This window comes from Amycolatopsis sp. lyj-90 (assembly GCF_046549035.1).
Lineage (GTDB): Bacteria > Actinomycetota > Actinomycetes > Mycobacteriales > Pseudonocardiaceae > Amycolatopsis.
The window spans coordinates 614531-640828 of the sequence record NZ_JAJPWP010000006.1; the positions used below are offsets into that span (position 1 = coordinate 614531).

Here is a 26298-nt window from a genome sequence, read left to right on the forward strand (position 1 = left end):
CGGAGTTCCAGGAACATTTTCAGACCCGCGAGCTCGAGTTCGGTGAGTGCGGGCGTCCGGACTCTCCAACCGACGGGGTTCACTCCTGTTGCTCGGACGGCGATGCGAACCTGACCGGGGCCCTCGCGGGGCTCTCCGGTGTCCAAGAGTTGCAGGACTTCAGGCCCGCCGAACTCGGCGAAGATGGCCTTTTTCATGCTGTCGTCTTAGTGCTCACGGTTGCGGGTGAGCATGTGTTTGTTTCCCTTGCCTGACTGCCGCGGTTGACGGCACACGGCTGGTTCAGGTGGCGGGTGCGGTGGTGAGCATCCAGTGGCCGAAGGCTGCGTAGCGTTCGGCGGACTCGGCGGCGCCGTCGGCGTTTTCGACCGCGTCGGAGTGCTCGCGCACCTTCTCGAACCGGGCACGACGGGCGCTTTCGTAGCGGGCGAGGGCCTTGGCGGTGTCGGACTCGTCGGCGAGTTCGGCGCGCAGCACTCCGGCGTCCTCGATGCCGAGAGTGCCGCCCGCCGCGATGTGCGGGGACAGGCCGTGCGCGGCGTCACCGATCAGGGCGACCCGGGCCGTGGTCCAGTGCGACAGCTCGGGGACGCGCATGATCTGGTTCTCCAGGATCGACTGCTCCGGGGTGGCGGCGATCATCTCCAGCAGCTCTTCGTGCCAGCCGGACCCGGCCACGTTGCGGGCCCGCCACAGCGCCCGTTCCCGTTTGCTGCCAACGAGTTCGCCCGCGTCGAACTGGCCGACCCACCACATGGTCCGGTCGTGGGCGACCCGGGTGTACCCGCCTCGGGTCCGCCCGGGGCCGATCGTGACCATCGTGCCCTCCGGCCGCTCGTGGCCGACGGGCAGCACCGCCCGCCAGGCGTAGTTGCCGACGTGCTCGACCGCCGCGCTGCCGGGCACCAGGGCGGCGCGCACGTCGGAGTACACCCCGTCCGCGCCGATCAGCAGGTCCGCCCGCAACGGCGCGGCGTCAGCGAGGTGCACCTCCACCTGGGTGTCGTGTTCGGTGAAGCCGGTGACGTGTGCTCCCAGACGGATCCGGTCCCGGCCGACGGTGTCGGCGAGCAGGTTGTTCAGTTCCGGCCGCGGCACCATCAGGAACTGGTAGACGGCCGCGTCGTAGCCGGTCGCGCGGATCGGGCGTCCTGTCGGGTCGTAGCACCAGGCGTCGACGGCCTCGCCCAGGCCGCGGACGTCGTCCCCGATGCCGAGGGTGTCGAACTCCCGCAGCGCGTTGGGCCACAGGCCGATGCCTGCCCCGGCGGCTCGCACCTGCGGCGCGTGTTCCAGCACGGTGACTTCGTGTCCGATCAGCCGCAGCGAGGCCGCGGTGGTCAGTCCGACCAAACCCGCCCCGACGATCACCGTGTGCATCGTTCGTTCCCTTCGTTCTTCATGCGGCCGACCGTAGCACTAACGGTTAGCGTTTTGAAACAGTTAGTGTTTTGTAGTTGATAGCATCGGTGCGTGACCGTGCCGCCAGGACGTCGTGAGCGCAAGAAGGCCGCGACCCGCCACAAGATCGCTGACACGTTCCTGGAACGCGGGTACGACGCGGTGGGTATCCGTGATGTGGCCGCCGAGGCCGACATGGCGGTCAAGAAACCCTGGTGTTCGAGCAGGACCAGGACGCTGATCAGCGAAGCCTGCTCTGTGCCAAGGCTCCGACCCACCTCGATGCGGTAGACCTGTTGACGCGCAGGCGAGACAGTCCAGGACCGACTCACGTCAAGGCGATCCGTCGCACCCTGGCGAGGTTGGCAATCCGGTGCCTGTTGGTCTGTGCGCGTTCTGCGACAGCAGTGAACGGTGGGGCGAACATGACACGCATGGCGTGCCATGCCGGCGTTCGACGGTCATGAGATCAGCGGTTCGGGTGATCGCGGTAGGCCGCGGCGATGACCCGCAGCTTCAGCCCGAGGTGCAGCATGAGCCGGTCGTCGCCGGAGTCCAGGCTGCACCCGCTGATCTGCTCGATCCGCTTGATGCGCTGGTACAGCGTGGCGCGGTGGACGTGCAGCGAGTCGGCGGCGCGCTGGATGTTGCCGCCGTGGTCGAAGAAGGCGGACAGCGTGGAGATCAGGACGTCGTGCGTGTCCTCCGCCTCCACCGCCGCGAGCGCCGGAACCTGCGACGCGTTGAGGAGGTCTTCGGGTGCGAGCTTCAGCAGCAGCTCGTAAGGACCCAGTTCACCCCAGCGGGCGAGCATCCCGAAACCAGGCAGCAGCAGGGCCGCGCGAGCGGCCAGCAACGCCTGCCGGTAGGACGTGACGACGTCGCCGAGGACCGTCACGGAACCGCCGAGCCCGAACACCAGCCGCGCCTGCTCATCGCCGAGCTGCCGGAAGCGGCCCGTGATCCGCTCGGCGACCGCGTCGACGAGGGCCCGGGACGGCGGAACCCGCTGAACGAGCAGGATCCACGCGCGCCAGCGGTTCGTCGCCATCAGGGCTACGTCGTCGGCGACGGCCCGCAGCCCGTCCTCGACTGCTGCGTCGAACGCGACCTCTCGCGGTGTCGCGGAGGCCTGCGAAGCCGGGCACTGCACGGTGAGCACGGTGAAGTGGCCGCACTCGTCGCCGAAAAGCTGCTCGGCGTGCAGGTCTTCGATCGCTTGCGCACGCACCGCCGGGTCGGCGGAGACGAGTTCGCGCAGGATGCCTTCCTGACGTGCCTTCGACCGTTCGTGCAGCAGCAACCGGCGCAGGAGCACCACCCCGGCGGAGGCTGCTGCCTCGCCTGCTGCCGCCACCTCGCGGCCGGTGAACGCGCCGTCCTTGTCGATCAGCCACAGGTAGCCGAGCAGCATGCCGTTGCAGCGCACCGGCGCGCAGCCTCGGCATCGCGCCCTCGACGTCGACGAAGCCGGGCGCGACCCAGCGGCTGATGCCATGGGCAAGGATGGCGTCGACGATCTCCGGCCGCACGGATCGGTTCATCACCGAGCTGACGCGGAGGGTGTCCTCGTCGCCGAAGTGGCGGCTGGCGGCGAGCAGGCGCAGGGCCGGGTCGTCGATCGCGACCGACCGCCGCAGGCGCTCGGCGAGTTCGTCCACGATGGACTGGAGGTCGCGGTCGGGCACACCCGTCCCTTCCCTCGGCGGATGCCGTCCACGGTAGCCGTCCCCCAACCGCAGCGGTCAGCCCATCACCGTGCCGGAGCTGCCCGAGTTGCGCTCGCGCCTGCGGGAGAACGCCCCGAGGTCGATCTCCAGGCCGGTGTGGGCGCCCCGGTAGCGGACCGGGCAGGTGTCGTGGTCGGCGCCCGACTCGACGCGGTCGATCAGCGTGGCCATCAGCCTGCCGACGACGGGGGCGTTCTTGAACTGGTTGCCGCTGGTGCCCATCGCGACGTAGAACCCGGGCAGCTCGGTGCGGTCGTAGATCGGCGTCCAGTCGTCGGCGGCGTCGTACACGCCGACGATCCCGCGCGCCCGGTTCGGTACCCGCAGCCCGGTCAGCCGCCGTGCCGCCCGCGTGACCTGGGCTTCGAACACGGCCATGGTCGGGTTCGGCTCGGCGTCGTCGGGGTCGTCGAGCCAGTGCAGCGGGTCGCACGCCGGCTCGGTGCCACCCACGAGCAGGCCACCGCCGACCTCACCGCGGACGTAGACCCCCAGGTCCATGTCCGCCACAGCCGGCCCCACCCCGCCGGGCGGGTGATATCCCTCCGGTGCGAGCACGTGGGCGACTTCCTGCCGCAGCGGCCGTACGCCGATGGTGAAGTCTGCCCCGACTCCCGCCAGCCGGTTGAGCTTGCCCGACCACGGTCCCGCGGCGTTGACGACCACCGGTGCGGCGATCTTCGTGCCGTCCGCGAGCCCGACGGCGCTTGCCCGCCCGTGGCGTGATTCCACTGCGCACACCGTGGCGCGGAACCGGAACCGCGCGCCTTCCCGCGTGGCCGCCGCCGCGAGGTTCTGCGCGGCGAGCTGGGGGTCGGTGACGTACCCGGCGTCGGGGGTGTAGACGGCGCCGAGCGTGTCGGTGGTGTCGGCCCAGAAGGCGTCGTCGTCGATGCGCCGGGGCGGCCAGAACCGGCCTGCGTCGATGCCGGGCACGCAGTCGAGAAGGGTCGCGCTGTCCCATTCCTGGTAGGGCACGCCGACTTCGTCGAACAGCGGCAGCCAGCTGTCGCGCGGCGCGGCGGCGACGTCCAGCATGACCAGCCCGCTGCGCTCGAACCGGGCCAGGTCGCCGACGTCATGGCCGAGGTGCTCGCTCCACGCCGACCAGCAGAAGTGCGACTCCCAGGCGGTGGCCACACCGGCGAGAGTAGAGAAGTTGTACCGCACCACGGCACTCGACGCGCTCGTCGAGCCCTGTCCGGCGCCACTCGCGCGGTCCACCACCGCGACCTGGCGTCCCGCCTTCGCCAGTTCGAGCGCGATCGCCGATCCGATCACGCCCGCGCCGACCACCACGACGTCCGCACTGAGTTGTGAGCTCATCGTCCTCGTCCTCCTGGTGCTTCATCAAGCCGGCATGTGGCGCCCGAACCACTGCAGCACACGGGCGAGGAAGTCCGTCTGGGCGGGGAAAGCCCGGATACCGTGCCCTTCCTCCGGGTAGATCACCAGCGCCGATGGCACGCCGTGGGCGAGCAGGGCCTGGTGGAACTCGCGAGCCTGGCCGGGTGGTGTGCACTTGTCCCGCGCGCCTGCGACGTTCAGGCACGGCGTCCGCACCTTGCTCGCCTGCAGCACCGGGCTGCGCAGGTGGGCGAGGGTGCCCGGCTGCTCGGGATCCGCGCCGAGGAAGCGGGTGCCCCACGCGGCGATGTTGCTGGTGAAGCTCTGGCTGTACCAGTTCGTCACCGGCGAAACGGGCACCGCAGCGGCGAACCGCGAGTCCTGGGTGACCAGCCACGACGACATGAACCCGCCGTAGCTGCCGCCGATCAGGCCGACTCGGGAGCCGTCGACGACCCCGCGCTCGACCAGCGCGTCGATTCCGGCGAGGTGGTCGTAGGTGTCGGCGCCACCCATGTCGCCGACCACCTGCCCGGCGAACTGCTGTCCGCGCCCGCAACTGCCCCTGGGGTTCGGGCTCAACACGGCGTAACCCTGCTCCACCAGCAAAGGGACCCAGGGATACCGCATGGACCACGAGTTCTGGTACGCCCAGATCGGGCCGCCGTGGATGCTGACGACCAGCGGGAACGGGCCCTGCCCGTCCGGGCGGCACAGGATGCCGTCGATGTCCAGGCCGTCCGGCGCCGTCCAGGTGACGACCTCGGCCGACCCGGCCACCGAACGAAGGAACTCGGTTCCCGCGTGCGCCACCGTGGCGAGCGGCCGCCCGTCGCCCAGCACCAGTCGTGGCGCGAGTTCGTAGGAGTCCTGCACGGTCAGCACGCGGCCGTCCGCGGTGAACGCCCCTTGCGGGAGGAAACCTCCGCCGGAGCACGCCAGCTGTGTCGACAACACCTCCTCGACCTCGCCGCCGGGCACGCTGATGATCCCTGCGACCGAGTCGAGTCGCCGCAGCCCGATGTAGCCCAGGCGTCCGCTACCGATCCACTCCAGCTGCGTGACGTCCGTGCCGCGAGTGTCGATCCGCCGCACAGCACCGGTGGCCGTGTCGATGAGCACCACATCACCCGCGACCAGCAACCGGTCGCTGCAGACCGCTTCGACCGCGGTCACCCACCTGCCGTCCGGGGAACCGGTCGGCAACCCCAGCTGGACATCGCTGCCCAGCAGCTCGCGGACGCCGCCGTCGAGGTCGATCAGACTCAGGTGCGCGGTGTACCACGCGTCCTCGCCGGGTGCGTCGGACGCGATCGCCACGATCCGGCTGGGACCACACCACCCGGCTTCCCAGCAGTTCATACCGGCCGGAGAGACCTGAGTCGACTCGCCGGTCGCGACGGTGTGGACCCACAAGCTCCGCCACCCGGTGCCGTAAGTTCCGTCGTCGACCTCGGGGAACCAGGAGGGGCGCTCCCGGTCCGGTTTCGAGGCCGTGCCCGAGCCCTGTCCGCCGGAGAGGTCCGCCCCGAACCCCGCCACCCCGAGCAGCACCTTGCCGCCGTCGGGGGACCAATGGGCGTACTCGACGTGACCAGGAAGCTCCGGTGCGGGCCGCGCCTCCCCGAATCGGTCGTGATCGAGCAGGTAAAGCTGGAACACACCGGTCTCGTGTCGATCGGACAGGAAGGCGAGCGTGGTGCCGTCCGGCGAGAACCGCGCACCCCGCGACGAGCCCGGACCACCGGTGACAGGCTGGAATTCACCGCCGTCCGCGGTGTAGATCGCGGTCCTGGGCACGCCCTCCAGCTCGTCGAACACGGCACCGGTTACCACTGTGCGCGAACCGTCCGGGGTCACGTGCGGCTCGCGGATCGCGTGCGGCTGGCCGAAGGCGGGCTCGTGAAGCGCTCTCAGGTGTGCGGTGACCCGTTGATGGATCTCTGTCGTGTCCACGTCTGCCACTCACGCGTTCCTTCCTGCTCGAGGTCGACCCGTCCCTGATTCTGGGCTCCGCGAGTGGCGTCGCACAGCCGACAAACGCCGATCTTCGCAGCAGCTGAACACGACATCTGTCGTTTTGGCTACGTCACGTCATCGATCTCCAGCCTCCGCAGGTAGCTGTGAAACGAGCGAGACCTCGGCCGCGCGACCACTGGCAGCTCGGCAGCCAGCCCACGACGCTGCGCACGGACCCGGACCGCACCCGTGCGCTCGCGGCCACAACGGACTTCCCGCTCGGCTGGTTCTGGACCTGGCCTGCCGAAGAGGCCGCGTTCGATCGTGACGGCAGGATGAGCGGCCAGCTCACGAATCGCCACTCACGACCTCAGCACCCGATCAAGCCACCTTTGCCTTGCCCCTCACTAAATGGACGCCCGGGCAGCCCGTGAAGCGTCGGTCAAGGTGGTGCCCACACCGGAGACCAGACCGGTGTGGACGCAGGTGAGGGTGACTTTGTAGCCACCTGGAGTCGTGGCGTACACGAAGGCACTGCAGGTGTCGCCACCGCCGAGCGCGATCTGTGCCAGGGCACGCGCTTCCGTACTGGCATCGGTGAGGGTGGTGCCGAGCCCGTCGATGAAGGAGAGCCCGATGCCTTTGCAGTTGAGGGTGGCTTTGTAGCCGCCGCTGACCGCGGAGTTCATGAAGGCCGAGCACCCGGCGGCGGGGGCGGCGTTCGCGGTGGCGGGCAGCGCAAGACTCGCGGCGGTGAACGCTCCGATCATGACCGTCGTTCCCTTGGCCAGGCCGATCTTGCTGATGCTTTCGCGCATCGACACGTCCTTCCCTCTCGCGGCGCGAGGCGCCGGATCCGACGGGCCGAGCGGGCTGCCGGCCCGTCGGTGGTTCGACGTTCGGAAACCCTTGCCGGTTCCGGAAAAGAGCCTCAGCCAGGATGGGCGATGAACCCGGTTTCCCCAGAAGCCGCCGAACTCCACCGGTTTTTCCGCGATGCTCCAGCCGAAGATGTTGTCCTCCCCGGTACTCACCAGCACCTCCCGGATGACACTCGCCATCGGCCCGGGATGCACCGCGTGCCAGGCGTCCCGATCGTGGTAGACGACCGGCCACTCGTCCGGATCCGCCTGCCCGGTGATCCACCAGAACGTTCCGCCCGCACCGTCGTTCCCCCAGGGGTAGAGGCCACCGGGCTCCGGGAACAACCGGTAAGTGACACCGCGCAGGTAGCCGAGGTCTTCGTAGTCACTGGGCAGCGGTGTTCCCAGTTCGCGTTCGACGGTGGTCCAGTCCAGCTCCGGCCGGAAGTCACCGGCCCGCCGGCCGACGAGCTCGCAGATCTCGTCGACGTGCGACCGTCTTGGCGCGTGTGTCACATCTTCTCCTGGTCGGTCAGGCTGGTTTCCCTCGCGAGGAATCCTGCCAGGCCCGGACCGGCCACAGAGCGGCGATGTGTTCCTGAAGCGAGAGGACGCTCGAGTGGCCGCGGGTGACGGCCTCGATGCCTTGTACCGCGGCGGCCAGCCCCTGGACCGTCGTGAGGTACGGGATTCCGCGGGCGGCCGCCGCGGTGCGGATCTCGTCTTGTCGTTTCCCGGGCAGGGTGTCGACGACCAAAACGATGTCGCCTGCCTCGACGAGGTCCACAAGGGAGTGTTCGCGGGCGATCGTGACCGGTAGCCCGAGGTACTGGAGGATGGTGCCGGTTCCTTCGGCGGCCAGGATTTCGAAACCGTTGTCCGCCAGTGCTTTCACCGGGAAGATCATCGACCGGTTGTCGCGGGCGGCGAACGCGGCGTAGATCCGGCCCTTGGTGGGCAACGGACCGGACGCGGCGGCGTGCGCCTTGGCGTAGGCGGTGCCGAAATTCGAGTCGATGCCCATCACCTCGCCCTGTTTGACCGCGACGGCGGCGTCCGGCGGGAGAGTGCCGCCGTCTCCGATGGGCGGCAAGAGGCCCTCGGCGCGCAGGCCGGCGATGCGGGCGCCGAGCATCACCCGTGCGGCGGCCTTGGCCAGCGGCACGCCGGTGGCCCTCGACACGAACGGGATGGTGCGGTCTTCCCGCGGATTCGCCTCCAGGACGGACAAAGCACCCGGCGTGAGCGCGTACCGGACGTTCAGCGGCCCGCGCAGCCCCGTGTTTTCGGCCAGGACTCGGGTGGCCTCGCGGACCCTGGCGAGATCGGCGCGGCCGAGGGTGATCGGCGGCAGCACGCAGGCCGGGTTGCCGGGAGCTTCGAAGCACTCCATCACCCCGCCCAGATACAACTCCCGGCCGTCGTAGAGGGCGTCGACGTCGATCTCGAGCGCGTCGCCGGTCGAGCCGGCGCCCGGCGGCCGCGGCGCTGTCACGAAACCGAGGTCGTCCAGGGTGTGACCGACGGCCAGTTTGACGGCGAGCGCACTGGACCCGGCCACCCGGGAGTCGAACCCGGTCACGACCACACGGCCGCCGGGCGGGTCGACCGCGAACCGGACGGTGCAGCCACCGGGTCCGGCGCCGACCGCCCGGGTCACCGCGACGGCGACGTCGCACATCCGCCGGTACACCCGGTCGGTCAGCGAGCCGGATCCTTCCGCCGAGCAGGCGACGGCCGCCGTGTCTTCGTGGTCACGGACCACCTCGAGCTCGAACTTCTCCCAGCCGGGCACGGACGCTTCCGGCACCGTCTCGGCCCCCGCCCGCCCGGCGATCCGGGCGAGCTCCTCGGGGTTCTCGCCTGCCAGGATCGCGTCGATACCGGTGCCGATCAGCTCGACGCCGTACCGGGTCAGCACGCCGGACTCGTACAGGGCGACCGTGGTGTCGAGCGCGGCCTGCCCGCCGAGGGTGGGGAGCAGGGCGTCCGGCCGTTCCCTGGCGATGACCTGCTCGACCGTGCCGGGGTCGATCGGCTCCAGGTAGGTGGAATCGGCGAACTCCGGGTCGGTCGTCATCGTCGCCAGGTTGCTGTCGACCACCGTGACCCGCAGGCCCGCCGCCTTGAGCACCCGGCACGCCGCGGCGGTATGCCGGAGCACGACCGGACCGGAGCCGATCACCAGCACCGACCGCGGTTCAGGACGCCGCGGCATGGGTGTCGTCGGGGGCGGGCCAGCGCCTGCCCGCTTCCCAATAGGACTGGACCTCGTCCAGCGACCGGCCCTTCGTCTCCGGAGCGAGAAAGAACACGAAGATCCAGGCCAGAGCCGTGATGGCGAAGAGGACGAGGAAGGTCAGCAGGCCGCCGATGGCGTTGAGCACGTCGAGGAAGAACTGGGCCACGAACAGGTTCGTCGTGAGATTCGTCAGCAGCATCACCGACGCCCCGGCGCCCCGAAGGTGATCCGGGAAGCCTTCGGCGGCGAAGACCCACACCAGCGCCCCGAAGCCCGAGTTGAAGCCGACGATGAAGGCGATGAGACCGAGAAAGCCGACCACACCGGGAGAATCGGTGGCGAAGCCGATCACCAGCAGCGCGTGTCCCAGCCCCATCAGGGTGGTGCCGGTGAGCAGCACCGGCCGCCTGCCGAACCGGTCGATCGTCAGCGCGCAGACGAGTGCCGCGGCGGCACCGGCGAGCTGGACGAAACCGGGCAGGACCAGCAGTCCGAAGTCATCGGTGTAGCCGATGTGCTGAAAGATCCGCGGGCTGAAGAAGACCATCGCGTTGATGCCGGTGGCCTGGACGAAAAAGCCCAGTGTGACGACGAAAAGCGTGAGTCTCCGGTAGCGGGGCCCGAAGATCGCGCGCACGACGCCCACCTGGCGTGCGGCTCCCTCCCGCCGAAGCTGCCGCCAGCGTTCGGTCTCGGGCAGCCCCAGCAGCCACAACGCGGTGGCGAGGGCGAGGACGCCGGGAATGGCGAGCATCAGCCGCCATTGCCCGCTGTCCGCGAGGAAGTAGCCGCCGAAGTAGCCCATCGCGATCCCGACGGAGGTCGCCACCTGGTAGAGGACCGCGATGCGCCCGCGAGCGCGCGTGGTGGCCGATTCGGCGATGAAGATCGGGGTCGTCACGATGGCGATGCCGATCGCGGTGCCCTGCCCGAACCTGCCCGCGCCCAGCCACAGCGGATCCGCCGCCGTGGCGGCGATGCCGGTGGCCACCAGGTACAGGAGTGTCAAGCCGAGCAGGGTCTTGCGGCGGCCGAGGGCGTTGACGAGCTTGCTGCCCAAAACGGCGCCGGCGATCCAGCCCGCCGCCGTGGCGGCGTACAGCGAACCCTGCTGGGTCGTCGTGAGATCGAAGTGGTCGGTGACCAGCAGCAGCGCGCCCGCCATCGCGGTGGCGTCGTAGCCGCAGGTCAATCCCAGGATCAGGGCGAAAATGCTCACTCTGGCGTCCTGCGAGTAGCCCCTCACGCCGGGGCCGCCGCTTTCAGCGCGGTCATCACGGCGGGATGCACACTGGCCGAAGCCAGGCAGACTTCGAAGACCCGATCCGCCTTCGTCAGCGGGTCGGTGAGGTCCAGCGGCCGCCCGTCGAGATCAGTGCAGACCCCGCCGCACTCCCCCAGAACGCACAGCGCGGCCGCCACGTCCCAGATCCGGCAGCCGCGGTGCACGAACGCCCCGTAGGCGCCGTCGGCCACCATGCAGAGGTCGAAGACGCTGTTGCTCATGCGGACGCCGAGGCACGCCGTCCCGAGTGCCGCGGCGAGCCTGCCTTCGGCGGCCATCAGGCCGGGCGGGCCCTTGTCCATTCCGAAGGCCACCAACGACTTCTCCGGACCGGTGGCCGGGAGCGGTCCGAGCGGCTGCCTGTTGCGCGTGGCGCCCTTGCCGGCTTCGGCGACGTAAACGGTGTCGAACGCCGGCAGCGCGAGCCCGCCCGCGAGGACGCCCCCGGCGCCGACCGCCGCCATCATCACCCCGTAGAGCGGGCTGCCCGCGGCATAATTGCTCGTGCCGTCCAACGGATCCACGATCCAGGTGACCTCGTCGTCTCCGGGGGTCGCCCCGCTCTCCTCTTCCAGGATCGCGTGCCGCGGATACCGTTCCCTGATCCGCCCGGTCAGCAGCGCGCCGACGGCGAGGTCCGTGTCGGTCACGAGCTGGTTCACGTCCGACTGCTTGACCGTCGTCTCGCCGGTTCCCCGCATTCCCACGGCCACTTTGGACGCCTCGCGAAGGCAGGTCTCGATGAACTCCGCGAGTCCGGGATCCGGTCCGGTCATGACGCGACCTTGGCGTATTCCGCGATGATGGGCTGCTCCGGAGTGATCACGGTGTCCGGGATCTCGTCCAGCCCGAAGAACCGCCAGGTGCTGTTCTCCGCGGTGTCCAGGACGATGGTGGCGTCCTCCGGCAGGCGGGCCACGTACGCGGCGGTGATGTTGTAGATCTCGTCGCCGTGCGGATAGCGGTAGTAGTACTCCGCTCCGGAGAAGAGCCCCAGCAGGTTCAGGTCGCCGATCTCCAGGCCGATCTCCTCCTTGACCTCCCGCCGTCCGGTCTCCTCGAACGACTCCCCCGGCTCCATGAGGCCGCCGGGCAGCCCCCAGCCGCCGGTGTCGACCCGCTCCAGCAGCAGGACGCGGTCGGCCGGATCGGTGATCACGACCGAGGTCCCTGGAAGGATCAGCGGCCGGGTTCCGACCAGTTTCCGCAGTTCCGCCACGTAGTCGTTCACGATGCTCTACCGCCTGCTTTCCGTGCTGTCGCGGATATTTCGCGGATGAGGTCGCAGATCTCGTCGACGACCCCCGCGGGCATATGAGAGTAGAGCGGCAGCGTGATCATGCTCGAAGCCAGTTCCTCGGTCACCGGCAGCTCCGCGACGGCGGGGACGTCCCGGTAGGCGGTCTGCTGGTGCAAGGCCGGGCTGAAGTACTTGCGAGTGCTGACGTTCTCCTGCGCCAGCCGCTCGGCCAGCTCGTCGCGGGTCATCCCGAAGCGAGTGGCGTCGACGCGGATCCCCAGGTCTTTGTACGAAGTCGCGGCGCCCTCCGGAATCGTCTGGAACTCCAGGCCGGGCAGCCCGTCCAGCCGGGAGCGATAGCGCTCCGCCAGGGAACGCCTGATGCCGATCCAGTGGGAGAACCGGTTGAGCGCGTGTACGCCCATGAACCCGGAGACCTCCGTCATCCGGCCGTTGAGCCCGGCGAACCGGCTGTCGTAGTCGCCGGGATTGCCGTATTCGCGTGCCATCCTCAGCTTGGCGGCGAGAGCGGCGTCGTTCGTCGTGATCAGCCCGCCCTCGCCGGTGCTGAGGGTTTTGGTCGGGCTGAGGCTGAACACCTCGGCCACCCCTTTGGTACCGACCATGCTCCCGTCGGGGTAGCGGCTGCCGAAGCCGTGCGCGGAGTCGAAGACGAGCGGAATCCCCCGGGAGTCGCACGATTCCTGCAGTGGATCGGCGTCGCACGGGACCCCGAACGTGTGCACCGCCAGCACGGCGGCCGCCCCCGGCAGGAGCGGGGCCACGGCCTCCGGGTCGAGGGTCCAGGTGCGGGGATCCGAGTCGGCGAAGCGGATCCCGTGCCCTGCCCAGCGGAGGGCGTGGCCGGAAGCCATGAAGGTGAAACTCGGGACGACGACGTCACCGGTCAGCTCCAGGCAGCGGAACACGAGCATCAACCCGGTGGTGCAGTTGCTGACCGCGACCGCGTGATCGACCCCCAGGTACGCGCTCGCGGCTTCCTCGAATTCCCTTACGTACCGCCCGTTGGTGAGCATTCCCGACTGGAGGATCTCCTTGACGGCCAGCTCCATCTCGGCATCGGCTTCCACGGTCGGGCGGACCATGGGCACCAGTTCGGGAAAACGTCTCGGTCTGCGATCGATCATGGTCGGGCTCCTGAGGGTGGAAGACGGAAACTCACGCCGAGACCGGGTCCACGCGCTGGGCCACCGCGGTCAGGTAGTTGCTGTAGCGAGGCGAGGTGAAGTCCGAGTACTTCCCTTCGCGCATGGCATCCCGGATCTCCCGCGCGGTGTCGACGACCCGGCGGCTCGGGGTGAAGCCCAGTTCCCGCCGGATGGGATCGAAGTTCACCCGGTAGTTCCGTGGATCGGTGTGCTCCTCGAGGATCTCCATCCGGACGCCGTCGATCTCTTCGGCGATCAGCTTGCCGATGGAGTCCATGCGGTAGTTCTCTTCCCCGAAGCCGCAGTTGTAGATGCTCGGGGCGACCGGCCGGTCGTCCTGAAGTACCAGGTGCACCGCCACGGCCGCGTCCTCGACGTGCAGGAAGGGCCGCCACTGGGTCCCGCCGTGCACGGTGACCCGGCCGTGTTCCACGGCGTTCGCCGTCATGATGTTGACGGCGAGGTCGAACCGCATCCGCGGGGAAAGGCCGTGGATGGTGGCGAACCGCAGCAGACGAGGGGAAAACTCGTCACGGGGCAGGGAGAGCAGGTAGTGCTCGGACAGCACCTTGGATTCGGCATAGACCGACTGGGGCGCCATGGGTGACAGGACACCCACTTCCGCGTCCGCCGTGAATCCGTAGTTGCTGCAAGTGGAAGCGAAGACCAGCGACCGGATCCCGGCCCGCCGGCACGCCTCGGCGACGCGGATGGTGCCGAGATAGTTGACGTCCCAGGCGGTGTCCGTGTCGACGCCGCAGGCCGGATCGCCCACGATCGCCGCCAGGTGCACCACCGCGTCCACCCGGTCGAGGGCCTTGTCCCAGGCTCCCGTGTCGAGGACGTCGCCGTCGATGTAGGTGACCCCGGGCAGTTCGAGTTCCGGACCGCCGACCAGACCGTTGTCGATGACCACGACCTCTGCTCCGGTTTGGCAGAGCAGCCTGGTCAGGACCGATCCGATATACCCTCGCCCGCCGGTGATCAGGTACTTCTTCATCGTGCGTCGTCTCCCAGCCTGGCGTCGGCCACCACGATCTGACCGAGCGAAATGCCGCCGTCGTTGGTCGGCACCTGCTGGTGGCAGTACGGGTCGAATCCCGTCTTCCGCAGTTCCACCATGCAGTTGACCAACAGGAACTCGTTCAAGAAGACGCCGCCGGAGAGCACCACCCGGTGCGTTCCGGACTCCCGGAGCGCCTGGCATCGGTCGACGACCATGTCGACCACGGCCGAGTGGAAACGACGGCTCAACGTGGCGGAGTCCAGCCCCGCCTCCCGGTCCGCTGCGAGCGCCCTGATCACAGGCCGAGGGTCGATTTCCCGGTCGTTCAGGCCGAATCGGTACCGGTGTTCCTGCTCGGTCATGGTGAAGTCGCGTTCGAGCAGACCTTCCAGCTCGATCGGGCCCTGCGCCTCGTATTCGGCGTGTGTGGTGATGGCGAGCAACGCGGCGACGCCGTCGAACAACCGGCCCATACTGGACGCGGGTGGAGCGTTGATCCCACGCTGCGCCATGGTCGCGAAGACGTGCCGCGCCTGCTCGTCGAGGGTCTCCAGCACCGGAAAGGCGTCGACCGCGGCGGAAGTCTCGCCGAACGCGTCCAGCGCCAGCGCGAACCCCGTCCTGATCGGTTCGGTGACCGCCTTGTCGCCACCCAAAAGCGGCACGGTCCGCAGATGCGCGACGCGGCGTGCATCGCGATATCCGCCGACGAGGAACTCGCCACCCCAGATGGTGCCGTCGTCGCCGTAGCCGGTGCCGTCGAAGATGACACCGATGGTCTCGCCGCCGAGCCGGTTCTCCGCCATACAGGAAGCCATGTGCGCGTGATGGTGCTGAACCGGGACGACCCGCTCGAAGGTTTCGCCCTGCTCCTGAAAGGCGAACCGGGTCGCGCGGAACTGCGGATGCAGGTCCACCGCGGCGTGCCGCGGACGCAGGTCGTGGAGATCGGCGAGATGACGGACGGCCTCTCGATGCGCGCTGAAGGTCTCGTCGTTCTTGATGTCGCCGATGTGCTGACTGACGTAGACACGTGAGCCGCTGCTCAACGCGACGGTCGTCTTCAGCTCGGCGCCGTAGGCCACCAGCGGCGCCAGTTGCGTGCCGACCTCCACGGGATACGGCGCGTAGCCGCGGGACCGGCGGATGAAACCGACCAGTGGCTCGCCGAGTTCGGGATGCTCGGAGTACCGGACGATCGAGTCGTCGACCCGGACTTCGATGTCGCGGTCGTTGTAGAGGATCAGGTCGGCGACGGCGAAAAGCTGCGCCAGCGCGTCTTCGTTGCGGTACACGATCGGATAACCGGAAATGTTGCCGCTGGTCATGACCAGGGTGTCCAGTCCGGCATGGTCGAGCAGAAGGTGGTGCACCGGCGCGGAGGGGAGCATGACGCCGAGATTGGGGTTGCGCGGGGCGATCTGCTCCGGCAGACCCGGGGATCGCTTGCGCAGCAACACGATCGGCCGGGCAGGCGAGAGCAGCAGTTCGGCCTCGGCGGGACGGACCTCGGCGAACCCTTCGACCGTGCCCAGGTCGCGGGCCATCACCGCGAACGGCTTGGAATCACGCCGTTTGCGGGTCCGCAGCCGGGCGACCGCCTCGCCGTCTCGGGCGTTGACCGCGAGGTGGAAGCCGCCGACACTCTTGACCGCGACGATGCCGCCCTCGGCGAGCGCCGCCGTGGCGGCGGCGAGCGCGTCCTCCCCCGAAGCCGCCTCGCCGCCGGAACCGGCCAGCAGCAACCGGGGACCGCAGTCGGGGCAGGCGTTGGGCTGGGCGTGATAGCGACGGTCCAGCGGGTCCCCGTACTCGGTGGCGCACGGGCGGCACATGGTGAAGCCCGCCATCGTGGTGACGGCCCGGTCGTAGGGCAGCTCGCGGATGATCGAGTACCGCGGGCCGCAGTTGGTGCAGTTGATGAACGGATACCGGTAGCGGCGGTCGGCCGGATCACGCAGCTCGGCGCGGCAGTCGGCGCAGACGTAGGAGTCGGCGGGCACGACCGTGGTCCGGAGGCCGCTGTGCCTGCTTTCCCGGATGGTGAACCCCTCCGGCCGCACCTCGGCCTCGGGCAGGTCGTTCACCTGGACCGCCGTGACCCTGGCCTGGGGCGGCGCCTGTGTGCTGAGGCCTTCGGTGAAGCGGTGCACCTCCTCCGGCCTGCCGGTGACCTCGATCAGCACACCCTCCGGGTCGTTGAGCACCCAGCCGGTCAGGTCGCAGTTCAACGCGAGCTTGTAGACGAAGGGCCGGTACCCCACGCCCTGGACCACGCCTGCCACGCGAATACTCCGCCGGACACTCACATCACTACTCGGCATCTCGTCACCTCCCCGCTCGGCACTTCACTGATCAGCACAGACGCGGCAGCTCGGCACCCTGAAGTTCCTCGACCACGGAATCCCGTCCGTCCGCGTCGCGCCTCAGCACGATCGGATCCGCGTCCCCCGTCACCTCGCCGATCGTCGTCGCCTCGGCGCCGTACTTGTGCGAGCGGAGCACGGCCAGCACTTCCTGCTCCGCCGCCGGATCTACGAACAGGCACAGACAGCCTTCGTTGGCGGCGTGAATCGCGTTGATTCCCAGCATGTCCGCGGCCATCACGGTCTCGAACTGAATGGGCAGCCGGTCCTGTTCGAACCGGACGGCGTGCCCGGACGCCCTGGCGTACTCGTGCAGGACGGCGGCCAGCCCGCCGCGGGTGACGTCCCGGACCGAATGCACCACGCCCTCGCCGACCGTCGTCAGCAGCGTGTCCATGAGCCCGTTGAGCGGCGCGCAATCGCTCAGCACGCGCTGCTCGAAGCCGAGGCCCTCGCGGATCGACAGCAGGTGCACCGTGTGGTTGCCGATCGGTCCGCTGAGGATCACCCGGTCACCGGGCCGGACGTCGCGCATCCGCAGCGGTGCGCGTTCGAAGACGCCGATGCCGGCGGTGTTGAGGTAGATCTGGTCGACCTCACCCTTGCGGACCACTTTGGTGTCACCGCAGACGATCTGGACGCCTGCCTCGAGCGCCGTCTCCCGGATCGACGTGCACACCTGGTGGAGCCGGGCCATCGGCAAGCCCGTCTCCAGGATCATCCCGAGCGTCAGGTAGAGCGGCCGCGCGCCGACCACGGCGAGGTCGTTCACCGTGCCACAGACCGAGATCTTGCCGATGTCCCCGTTGCCGAAGAACGGCGGATCGGCCACGAACGAGTCCGTGGTCATCGCGATCCGCCCGGCGGGAAGGGACAGCATCGCGCTGTCCTCCATCTCGCCGATGTACACCTCGCCGAGTGTCTCGACGACGAAAGAGATCAACTCACCGCTGAGCTTGGCTCCGCTTCCGTGGTCCAGAACGACCTCGTCGAGACCGGTCACCGAGTCTGTCATCGGGCGTCCTACCTTCCTTTCTTCGAGCGAGGGCCGGAAGCCCTTTCGGACAGTGCTCAAGGAAGGGTCTTGACGACCATTCGGGGCAGTTCACCTTTGGTGTCGAGGGTCTCCAAGATCTCTTTCGAGCTCGCGACCGTGGCGCAATACCCGGCGAGCCAGGCGAGGGAACGGTCACGATCCGCCGCCTTGTCGGAAACGACGCATTCGGCGGGCACCCAGACGTTGTAACCGCGGAAGAACGCGTCGGCGGCGGTGGTCTGAACACAGATCTGGGTCTGCAATCCGGTGACCACGACGGTCTCGACACCCTCCGCCTGAAGCAGATCGTGCAATTTCGTCTCGTAGAAACCACTGTCCTTGTTCTTCTCCACGACGACGTCGCCCTCACCGAGGAACGCGGAGAGAATCGCCGCACCTTCGGTTTCGCGTTGCAGCGGCAGGGTTCCGTCCGCCCGGCGGTTCGCGTTCGGGTCGTCGGGCAGATTGATCAACTGCAGGTGGTAGACCGTGTGGCCGCGGCGCCGCATCTCGTCGAGGAAGGCGATGTAGTGGGGCTGCGCGTCGGTCATCACCGCTGTGCGTTCGGGGGTCAGATAGACCACGTCACCCTGAAGATCGTTGGTGATGACGGCGATTTTGCCCATGACAGCTCCTTGTCGAGAGGAATGACGAATAGAGAAAACACCCATGAGACACAGAAAACGATCCAGCAGGATCGAACAAAGAAGTCCCCAGAGAGCGACCCGAGGCCGCAAACGAATCCCGCCAGAAAGACTCGCTCCCCAGTCCCCCTTTATTTTCAGATTCCCGCCCCAGCCGTTCAATGGTCAAGACCACTGACACACCTTTGTCTACCCAGCTAATGTCACCGTGTCAAGCCCCGAATTCAGCGCCAAAAGATCAATTACCCGACCTTCGGGGAATTCCACAGATTTCCGTCCCGCCACATACGGATACCCGCGTCGACGAGGGCCATCACGCATCTGCGGCAGCTCCGAAATCCGTAGTGCGACAAAAGGATCAAGCCCTTCGGGATACCTGCGCCATCAGTCATCAAGCCACTTCGGCCACCTCCCGGAACCGATTACTTACAACAAATGGCTCACTCCTTTCGTCCTCCGGGGAGCCAGACATCGGTAACCTTCGGCCAGGCGCCTGTTCTTCTCAGCCTTTGGGAGTTACAGCCATACCGTCCGCTGCTGCCGCTGGCCGTCGCCGCCCGGGAGCACGGTCATGACGTCGTGTTCGCGACCGGGCCGAACGCGGTCGAGCACGCACGGGCGAGCGGCTTGCCGACGATCGGCGTCGGCGGAGCGGTCGCCCGTCAGGCATGGGGGAAGCATTCGCCCGCCGAACTCGCCGTGATGTCGCCGGACGAAAACCGGCGTGCGTGCTACGTGAGGTCCTGCCAGGCACGACGGCCGCACGGTGAGAACCGGCCAGCTTCAGTAAGAGCGTTCGTACTCGTTGATCATGCCTCCGAGAAGCCGCTGTCGTTCGATCCGCTGAGAGTTGAGGTCTGCCAGTGGGCGGAGAGTGCGTTACGCAGGAAGGTGTCGAAGCTCTGAAGCCAGGGGAAGTCGGTGCGCAAGGTGGGGATGTCGGCCTGGTAGCCGTCCTCGGCGAACCACTGGTACATCCGTTCCTCGATCGGCTTGGGCGCCAGCCGCGTGCGGACGCCGGTCACCTGCTGGTACGTCGCCGCCACCTGCTCGAAGCTCACGGCGTCCCCGGCGATCGCCAGCCGGGCGCCGAGGTAGGCCTCGGGCTCGGCGAACGCGGCGGCGGCGATCCGGCCGATGTCCGAGGCCGCGATCATCTGCATCGGGCGGTCGGGGACCACCGGTAGTTCCAGGACGCGATCGTCGGTGGCGTCGGCGTACCAGAGCAGATTGTCCATGAAGAACACCGGCCGCAGGATCGTCGCCGACGGGAAGGTGTCGGCGATGTGCTCCTCGATGCGGGTCTTGGACTCGAAGTGGTCGATGCCGGTGGCGCGTTCGGCACCGTCGACCGAGCTGTAGACCAGGTGTGCGACATCCGCGTTCCGGGCGGCGTCGGCCAGGGCGATCCCGCGGCGGACCTCGGTGGCCAGTTCCTCCCCGGTGACGGCCAGCGGCTGGACGCTGAACACGCCATGCGCGCCGGCGGTCGCCCGGGCCAGTGACTCCGCGTCGTCGAGGTCGCCGCGGACCAGGGTCGCACCGGCGCGGGCCAGGGCACGGGCGGTGGCCGCGTCCGTGTCGCGCACCAGTGCCCGCACGTTCCAGCCGTCGGCGAGCAGCGCCCGGGCGGCGCCGCCGCCCTGGTTTCCGGTCGCTCCGGCGACGAGCACGGTCTTGTTCGAAGGCACAGGATCCTCGCTTTCCATAGTCCGGAGCAATATGCTCCGCACATCGAGGGACACTACTTGCGGAGCGTTTCACTCCGCAAGGTCTAAGATGACGAGCATGGCCATCTCCAGACAGCAGCAGGCCCGGCAGGCCGAGGTCGCCCGCAACGACCAGGCCCTCCTGGAGGCCGCCCGGCGGGTGTTCGCCCGCGACGGGGCCAACGCCTCGGTCAACGCGATCGCCGAGGTCGCCGGAGTCGGCGTCGGCACGCTCTATCGGCGCTACAACGGCAAGACCGCCTTGTATGAACGGCTGCTGGTGCTGTCGAACCAGCAATGGTCGGCGGCCGTGCACGCGGCCGCCGACCACCCCGACCCGTGGCAGGGCCTGCAGAACCTGGTCATCGAGAGCGTCGAGTACGGCCAGGGCACGCTGGCCCCGCTGGGGAGGCTGACCTCGTTGCCCCCGCAGATGGCCGACCTCGCGGCCGCCGCAGACCGGGACTTCGCCGCCCTGGTAGACCGCGCGCACAAGTGCGGCGGACTACGCGAGGACGTCACAGCAACCGACATCCTCCTGCTCATCGAGCAGCTGGGCCGTTCGCCACTGATCGAGCAGATCGAGGACCTGGACGACGCCGCGCTCACCGCCGAAGCGCGGGCCGCCCGGCGCCGCCTGCTCGCGATCGCCCTGGGCGGACTCGCCGCCAGGTCGAACGTCGACCTCCCCGGGCCGCCCCCCGCGCAACGCCTGCTGACGGCGCGTTGGCAGACCTGACCCGACCCGACCACCCACGGTCGGGTCCGCCGTCCGGGAGCGTCCTCGGCCGCGCCCGCGAGCCGCAAGCCGGCTCACCCTAGGTCGAACTGCCCCGGCCGACGCTGACCCGCGTCAAGCCAGTCGGCACGGGCGGATCGGCTACGCCCGCGCCTTCAAGCTCCGGCAGTCCCCGGAAACCCCCAGCTCGACTCGCTGAAGTCCGCCAGCATGACCCAGCCTTCTCCGAGAAGATCTCCACCCGCGCTACCGTCCGACCCGAGTTGGACAAGGCAGTGGCGCCAGCACGCGAGACGCGCGGCCCCGGCGTCGCAACCGACCCCTCACCAGCACTTCTTGTTGGCAACGACCCGTTTCCGGCGTATTCCGGTCCAGCCCTACGTGGGCACACGCCAACGGCGATGGCGCGCTCTCGACCAGCCCATCGTGCTGCCCGCCCTGCTCGCCTTGGCCCAGCCCAGCCCAGCCCGAACGGATCCTCGCCGGCAGCGACTGGCCCTTCGCCCCCGACATGGCCGTGCACTACTTCGCCGCAGGTCTGGAAGAACACCTCCGCAACGCACCCTTCGGAGCCACCATCAGCGCCGCCATCGACCACGGCAACGCCGCGGCCCTGTTCCCCTTGCCTCGCTCGCGAAACCGAGCCCCACACAGATCGGGCGCGCGGCCGCCCTCCACAGCACGCTCAAATCCCGCGCCATCCGCACACTGTTCAAAATCGCCGACCCCGCCCGAGGCTAGACACCCACGATTTCCGCATCGTCCGACAAGCGGCACCGCCAAACGGACACACGCCCCCAGCCGCCGTCAGACCTCTGCCATGTCCGTGGCCGCCCATGGGGGTCCCGCATCTGGACACCACACTCACGCAACCTGTTCCACACGGTGGCGTGATCAACGTCGGAATGTTCACCAACTCGTGCCAGTGGCCAGCCGAGATTGTAAAGGTGGACCGCTTCATCGACCTGCCTAGGCGACAGCCCCCGTCGGCGCATCTGCACACCGTTTCGATGGAGAATCTTGCTGACCGTTCGCCGGTCGATGCCGAACCGGTCACCCAGCCCGGAAGTCGTGGCCCCCTCCAGATACCCAACGATCAGCGCTTGAGTCTGGGCCAGTGGCAAGCGGCTGGTGGTGAATATAGAGAAGTGGATCAGCAAGACGTCCGGACGCGGCTCCATCTCGCTGGCGTGGACAACGAGGACGGCGAGAAGCCCGAGGGGCTGGCCAGCCAGGGCGTGATTCTCGGCTTGGCGAGCAACGCCGAGGTGGTGCCACGGCTCTTCGCTTAGGCGGACGTGCAGGTGCCGAGCGCGTCGCCTACGACAACGAAGGTTACCCCTCCGTCGTAGAGGACTTCGACGAGTGGCGCAGCCGCAGGTCGGTAGAGCGCCTGCGGCCCTTAGCCAACGGCGTTGGCGAGGTCAGCTTCTGGAGGCGGGAGCTGACGCTCAACGAGCCGGGCAAGGCGTTCCTGGTGGTGGACAAGTTCGACGACCGAGTCGTTCGTATTGTCACGGTCGTTGTCCTGCGACTGGGTGTCCCTGGACGTCTGCAGGGCAGCGCTGGACCAACATCCCAGCGAGGTTCACAACTTCAACGTCGGGAAGACCTCGGTCGTGATCCAGTAGCGGCGCTGGGACTCGCGTCCAACGCCCCATGCGGGTGGACGGGTCGGAGCCCGCCCCGAACGGGTGCAACGGGGGGCACGCACCTAAGCCATACGGACCACGAGCGCTGGAAACTTCTCAGTACCGACGACAAGGACCGTGCCGCCGACAGCGGCGCCGCAAGCGTTGGGGCCGGAGTGGCACCCGGCCCCAACGCTCGCTACCGACGCGCTCTCCACACACCTGGTTCGGCATAGGAGTCGCTGAAGCCGTCACAGAACGCAGCTGCCTCCTGCACCTCGGCCACGAGACACCCGTCGGGATAGCCTGGATGATCACCTCCGTGCAGACCGATCTCACCTGGTCAGCGGACCGCCGGAACTGACGGACGCGCTCCGGCGACAGGGCCGAACGCTGCCTGGCCGCGATCGCGCCGGCCACCTCGCCTCACCAGGGAACCATCGTCGACATGATCTGCTCCGAAATCAGGCCTGCGATCGCCACATGCTCATCACCGGACGGGAAATGCCCACCAGGCATCATGCGAAATTCAAACGATCCTCTGGTATGAGTTTCCCATGCCTTCACCTCATGCACCGAGACCTTGGGGTCAGAATCTCCGGCAAGCGCGAGGATCGGGCTACGCAGACCGCCACCAGACTGTGGCTCATATGTCTCGGCGGCACGCAGATCGTTACGTAGAACGGGAAGTAGCATGCGAACGAACTCTTCGTCATCGAGCAATTGCTCCGGCATGCCCCCGAGCTTCCGCAAGTCGGCTATAAGCATGGTGTCGCTGCCGAGGTGACTCCGCTCGACTCGCCGCGTTGATGGCGCACGACGACCCGATACGACGAGGCTCGTCAGCGTGATGCCCTTGGTCTCAAGTCGCAGGGCGACCTCGAACGCCACGCTCGCGCCCATGCTGTGCCCGAAGAGCGTCATCGGCTTGTGAGACCAGCCCATGACCACCTCGGCGATCTGGTCAGCGAGTTCGTCCACCGAGTCGATCAGAGGTTCGTCACGCCTGTCCTGTCGTCCGGGGTACTGGATCGTGAGCATGTCGATGCTCGGTGGCATCGCCGCGGATAGCGGGAAGTAGTAGCCCGCCGAACCGGCGGCGTGCGGGAAGCACACGACGAGATCTTCGGCATCACCTTTGGGGTGAAATTGCTTGATCCATGCACTCGATTTCATACTCACCATCGTTCACTCCCCATACTCAGGCTGCCGCCACATGATTGCGCCGACTTCGCACCGTCGAGACCGTTCCGAGCCGGAAGCACTCCACGATTCAGCATCAAGAACGCTCCTGCAGCAGTCGATTGACCTTCTGATCAAGAACACGCGTCAGCGGCGGGTAGACGTGCTGCCCCATATGCCTGTGTTCAAGCACCTTTTCGAAGTCCCGGCCGAAAATCGGAGCGGCGGCCAAGAACACGTCCATGTCTTTCTCGCCAACGGTCTGGAGCACAGGCACTTCGATAGGCCGAGGCTTCTCGAACACTCCTTCATGTTCATGAACCGGTGAACGCCAAGGAGACATCGCGATGAAGAAGTCCACCTGGGCCAGCCCTACGTCCCGCCCCGAAGACTGAGTGTGCAAAGCTGCGGACGCGACTGCCGCACCTTCGCAGAACCCCGCAATTCCAGAAAACGGACCATAGTCGGTTGCGAGCTGCTTGACATACCGCATTGTTGACCGCAGGTTACCCTGCGCGTTGACGTAATCCGGACTGTCGGGAATGCCATGAAACTTATTCCACAGCTCCTGAAATCCCGCGTTCCATTCACGATAGACGCCTGCGGTGTCGTAGAGACCTTCCTGAACCAGCGAATCCAATCCCAGCATCTCCAGTTGCTGACCGTCGGTGAACGCAGGGATCTCGAACGGTGCATCCGGGATGACGAACTCGATGTCTTGCCGCTTCAGCCAGCCAGTCCGATCAAGCATGGCTCGCGAGAGCCGAGCACTCGTTCCCTGGCCGGGAAGAAAAAGAACCCTATGCCGCTTTGGCACAAAAACGCTGACTGTGCCGAACTCGCGATGCCGAGCACGCTTCTCCAATGGAACACCGGGATTCCTCCGGTGAAGAACGGAAAGGGCCGGGGAGAGCAGGTCCCAGAGTCCTCCCTCTTCTTCGGCAGGAGATCGGCCCAAGGAATTGCAGTAGGAATCCCACTCCGCTTCGCGCTCTCGTTGAAAGCGGTCGAACGGGCAAAGCTCTAACGTTCTGGCCGCCACCTTGTTCTTCGCGGGCTCAATGAAGTCCCACAACTCTATGAGCAGGCGTTCGGCATACGACCTGCCTGAGGACTCGGATGAGATCCGTGCCAGTGTCGACACTAGATCATCAGGCTTTCCTCTGAAGTGCAGATAGGCCTCAGCGAGGGCTTGAACGAAGAATGTGTAGCTTGAGCACAGCAGGGAACCAACGCTCCGAGGGACCTGTGCACCGTCGTTGTATGTGAACAGGTTGGCATCCCCGTTCACCCAGGGTCCTTCCAGGTGGCTGCCGTCTCCGAACATGCCCAGCAGTCCATCTTGGTCTGTGTTGGATCCCAAGCACTTCAGCAGCACGGTCGCGGCCACCTCCTTGCCACTCTTGGTTGTGACAGAATGTGGCGACACGGAGATGACTTCATCTTCCAGCACCGTCACCTTCCCGAGTCGCTGCGCGAGGAAATAAAGATCGGAGGCGGGAGGAACCGTCGATTGGTTGAGCACAAAGCTTCCGTCGAGATCCCGAGAGAGCGAAGGAAGTGTTTCGATATCTATGCCGCAAGATTCGTAGAACGGCCGCATGATGTCCACGATGTCGTTCATCGGAACGGCGCCTTCGCAAGAATTGATGATCCAGTTGCAGAGCGTGGACACGACCAGATTTCGTTTGCGGCCGATGATGGTGACATGCCGGGCACCGTTCTCCAAGGCGGTGCGCATGTTCTCCAGGGCAAAGGCCCCATGGCCGACGATCACGACCGAGGCGTCTGCGAACTTGTCCGCTGGGGTGTCGTCCTTGATGCCCAGCCCTACGTGTCCCTTGAAGCAGCTCTCGTCGACGAGCCGGTGATCTTTTGGATGGTGAAGTCCGCCGGTAAAAGCAGCGATACCTGACACTCGTACCACCTTGACGAGCTCATCTTGCCTGTATTCGACTTCGTACTCTTTATCGCCGATCTTCTTCACGGACAGCACGTGACAGTTGAACTGAATCGACTGGCGCAGTTCTGACGCCACTTCGCCCGCTTCGCGGATGACTTCGGCCCTGCCTGGGAAAATGGTCTCCCAGCGGTGGTCGCCCGGCAGTGCAGGCGATACGCTGTCGAAACTGTACGCCGGTGAATCGATCTGAAGCTTTGAATAGGAGTTCGCGAGCGTGCCCCACACGCCGCCGACACGGTCACGCTTCTCCAAGACGATCACCTTGTGACCAAGACTCTCGATTCTTCGGGCGAAGCCGATTCCTGCCATGCCCGCGCCCACGACGAGAATGGGAAGATCAGACGACCGGGATTGCACTGGAACGTTCTCGACGGCCTTGGGCCTGGCACGTAGCTGTTCGGACACATAGCGGGCCATGGCTTGAATACTGGGCGACTCCAGTGCGAATGCCGACGGCAGCGTCACCTTCATGTCAGAAGCAATCCGATTACGCAGCGAAATGCTTCCCAATGAATCCAAGCCGGATTCCAAAAGCACTGCGTCGTCGTCGACTTCTTTTCCGAGGGCATCCCACGCGGCCTTGCGGATCAACTGCCGCACGTCCGCGATCCCCGGAATTGCCGCCGTGGTCTGTTGTGGTTGTTGGGGTGTGAGGTTGGTGGTGAGTGGTGTGGTGGAGACGTAGGTGTCCCAGTCGATTGGGGAGACGCAGACGACGCCGGTCTGTTTGGTTGTGAGGAGGTGTCCGAGGGTCTGGGTGCCGAGCTGGTTGCTGATCGTTCCGTA

19 protein-coding genes and 2 pseudogenes are annotated in these 26298 nt (G+C 67.2%); 3 read left to right on the plus strand and 18 right to left on the minus strand.

The window, feature by feature from the left end:
* Positions 1 to 56 precede the first annotated feature (56 nt).
* A pseudogene (locus ACLJPX_RS26185) lies at positions 57 to 197 on the minus strand (NADP-dependent oxidoreductase); the annotation flags it as partial.
* A gap of 85 nt (positions 198 to 282) precedes the next feature.
* Positions 283 to 1380 carry an FAD-dependent monooxygenase gene (locus ACLJPX_RS26190; RefSeq protein WP_410602510.1) on the minus strand — a complete coding sequence of 366 codons (1098 nt, stop codon included), beginning with the start codon at positions 1378 to 1380 and terminating at the stop codon, positions 283 to 285.
* A gap of 93 nt (positions 1381 to 1473) precedes the next feature.
* On the opposite strand from ACLJPX_RS26190, the pseudogene ACLJPX_RS26195 reads away from it, so the two are divergent.
* Positions 1474 to 1646, plus strand: a pseudogene (locus tag ACLJPX_RS26195) (TetR/AcrR family transcriptional regulator); the annotation flags it as partial.
* Positions 1647 to 1870: 224 nt separating this feature from the next.
* On the opposite strand, the gene ACLJPX_RS26200 reads toward ACLJPX_RS26195, so the two are convergent.
* From ACLJPX_RS26200 to ACLJPX_RS26265, 14 genes are all read right to left on the minus strand, one after another.
* Positions 1871 to 2899, minus strand: coding sequence for a PucR family transcriptional regulator (locus tag ACLJPX_RS26200; protein WP_410602512.1), 1029 nt, complete (start codon positions 2897 to 2899; stop codon positions 1871 to 1873).
* A gap of 247 nt (positions 2900 to 3146) precedes the next feature.
* Entirely contained in the window at positions 3147 to 4457 is a 1311-nt protein-coding gene (locus tag ACLJPX_RS26205; RefSeq protein WP_410602514.1) for an NAD(P)/FAD-dependent oxidoreductase, read from the minus strand.
* A gap of 24 nt (positions 4458 to 4481) precedes the next feature.
* Positions 4482 to 6443 carry a prolyl oligopeptidase family serine peptidase gene (locus ACLJPX_RS26210; RefSeq protein WP_410602516.1) on the minus strand — a complete coding sequence of 654 codons (1962 nt, stop codon included), beginning with the start codon at positions 6441 to 6443 and terminating at the stop codon, positions 4482 to 4484.
* Between the two features lie 401 nt (positions 6444 to 6844).
* Complete coding sequence (locus ACLJPX_RS26215) at positions 6845 to 7816, minus strand: hypothetical protein (protein WP_410602518.1); 972 nt, start codon at positions 7814 to 7816, stop codon at positions 6845 to 6847.
* A 16-nt stretch (positions 7817 to 7832) separates the two neighbouring features.
* Entirely contained in the window at positions 7833 to 9518 is a 1686-nt protein-coding gene (locus tag ACLJPX_RS26220) for a hypothetical protein (RefSeq protein WP_410602520.1), read from the minus strand.
* Positions 9502 to 10761 carry an MFS transporter gene (locus tag ACLJPX_RS26225; RefSeq protein ID WP_410602522.1) on the minus strand — a complete coding sequence of 420 codons (1260 nt, stop codon included), beginning with the start codon at positions 10759 to 10761 and terminating at the stop codon, positions 9502 to 9504. The genes ACLJPX_RS26220 and ACLJPX_RS26225 overlap by 17 nt, the downstream gene beginning before the upstream one ends.
* Positions 10762 to 10784: 23 nt before the next feature.
* Positions 10785 to 11603: an inositol monophosphatase family protein gene (locus ACLJPX_RS26230; RefSeq protein WP_410602524.1), complete on the minus strand. Its 819-nt coding sequence runs from the start codon at positions 11601 to 11603 to the stop codon at positions 10785 to 10787.
* A complete protein-coding gene (locus ACLJPX_RS26235) occupies positions 11600 to 12058 on the minus strand; it encodes an NUDIX hydrolase (RefSeq protein ID WP_410602526.1) in 459 nt (152 codons plus the stop codon). The genes ACLJPX_RS26230 and ACLJPX_RS26235 overlap by 4 nt, the downstream gene beginning before the upstream one ends.
* The gene (locus tag ACLJPX_RS26240; RefSeq protein WP_410602528.1) at positions 12055 to 13215 is read right to left on the minus strand and encodes a DegT/DnrJ/EryC1/StrS family aminotransferase; all 1161 of its coding nucleotides are present in this window, start codon (positions 13213 to 13215) and stop codon (positions 12055 to 12057) included. The genes ACLJPX_RS26235 and ACLJPX_RS26240 overlap by 4 nt, the downstream gene beginning before the upstream one ends.
* A 31-nt stretch (positions 13216 to 13246) precedes the next feature.
* A complete protein-coding gene (locus tag ACLJPX_RS26245; protein WP_410602530.1) occupies positions 13247 to 14236 on the minus strand; it encodes an NAD-dependent epimerase/dehydratase family protein in 990 nt (329 codons plus the stop codon).
* Positions 14233 to 16527, minus strand: a complete 2295-nt coding sequence (gene hypF, locus ACLJPX_RS26250) for a carbamoyltransferase HypF (protein WP_410602532.1) — start codon at positions 16525 to 16527, stop codon at positions 14233 to 14235. The genes ACLJPX_RS26245 and hypF overlap by 4 nt, the downstream gene beginning before the upstream one ends.
* 70 nt (positions 16528 to 16597) lie before the next feature.
* Complete coding sequence (gene hypE / locus ACLJPX_RS26255; protein WP_410602534.1) at positions 16598 to 17623, minus strand: hydrogenase expression/formation protein HypE; 1026 nt, start codon at positions 17621 to 17623, stop codon at positions 16598 to 16600.
* 56 nt (positions 17624 to 17679) lie between these two features.
* Positions 17680 to 18270, minus strand: coding sequence for a cysteine hydrolase (locus ACLJPX_RS26260; RefSeq protein ID WP_410602536.1), 591 nt, complete (start codon positions 18268 to 18270; stop codon positions 17680 to 17682).
* 827 nt (positions 18271 to 19097) lie between these two features.
* On the minus strand, positions 19098 to 19979 hold the full coding sequence (locus ACLJPX_RS26265) for an NmrA/HSCARG family protein (RefSeq protein ID WP_410602538.1): 882 nt from the start codon (positions 19977 to 19979) through the stop codon (positions 19098 to 19100).
* A gap of 97 nt (positions 19980 to 20076) precedes the next feature.
* On the opposite strand from ACLJPX_RS26265, the gene ACLJPX_RS26270 reads away from it, so the two are divergent.
* Together ACLJPX_RS26270 and ACLJPX_RS26275 are read left to right on the plus strand one after the other, a co-directional pair.
* The gene (locus ACLJPX_RS26270) at positions 20077 to 20736 is read left to right on the plus strand and encodes a TetR/AcrR family transcriptional regulator (protein ID WP_410602540.1); all 660 of its coding nucleotides are present in this window, start codon (positions 20077 to 20079) and stop codon (positions 20734 to 20736) included.
* 890 nt (positions 20737 to 21626) lie between these two features.
* A complete protein-coding gene (locus tag ACLJPX_RS26275; protein ID WP_410602542.1) occupies positions 21627 to 22028 on the plus strand; it encodes a hypothetical protein in 402 nt (133 codons plus the stop codon).
* 765 nt (positions 22029 to 22793) lie between these two features.
* On the opposite strand, the gene ACLJPX_RS26280 is transcribed toward ACLJPX_RS26275, so the two are convergent.
* Together ACLJPX_RS26280 and ACLJPX_RS26285 are read right to left on the minus strand one after the other, a co-directional pair.
* Positions 22794 to 23543, minus strand: a complete 750-nt coding sequence (locus ACLJPX_RS26280) for a thioesterase II family protein (RefSeq protein ID WP_410602544.1) — start codon at positions 23541 to 23543, stop codon at positions 22794 to 22796.
* Between the two features lie 103 nt (positions 23544 to 23646).
* Positions 23647 to 26298: phosphopantetheine-binding protein (locus ACLJPX_RS26285; protein ID WP_410602546.1), on the minus strand; the 2652-nt coding region annotated here is incomplete at its 5' end.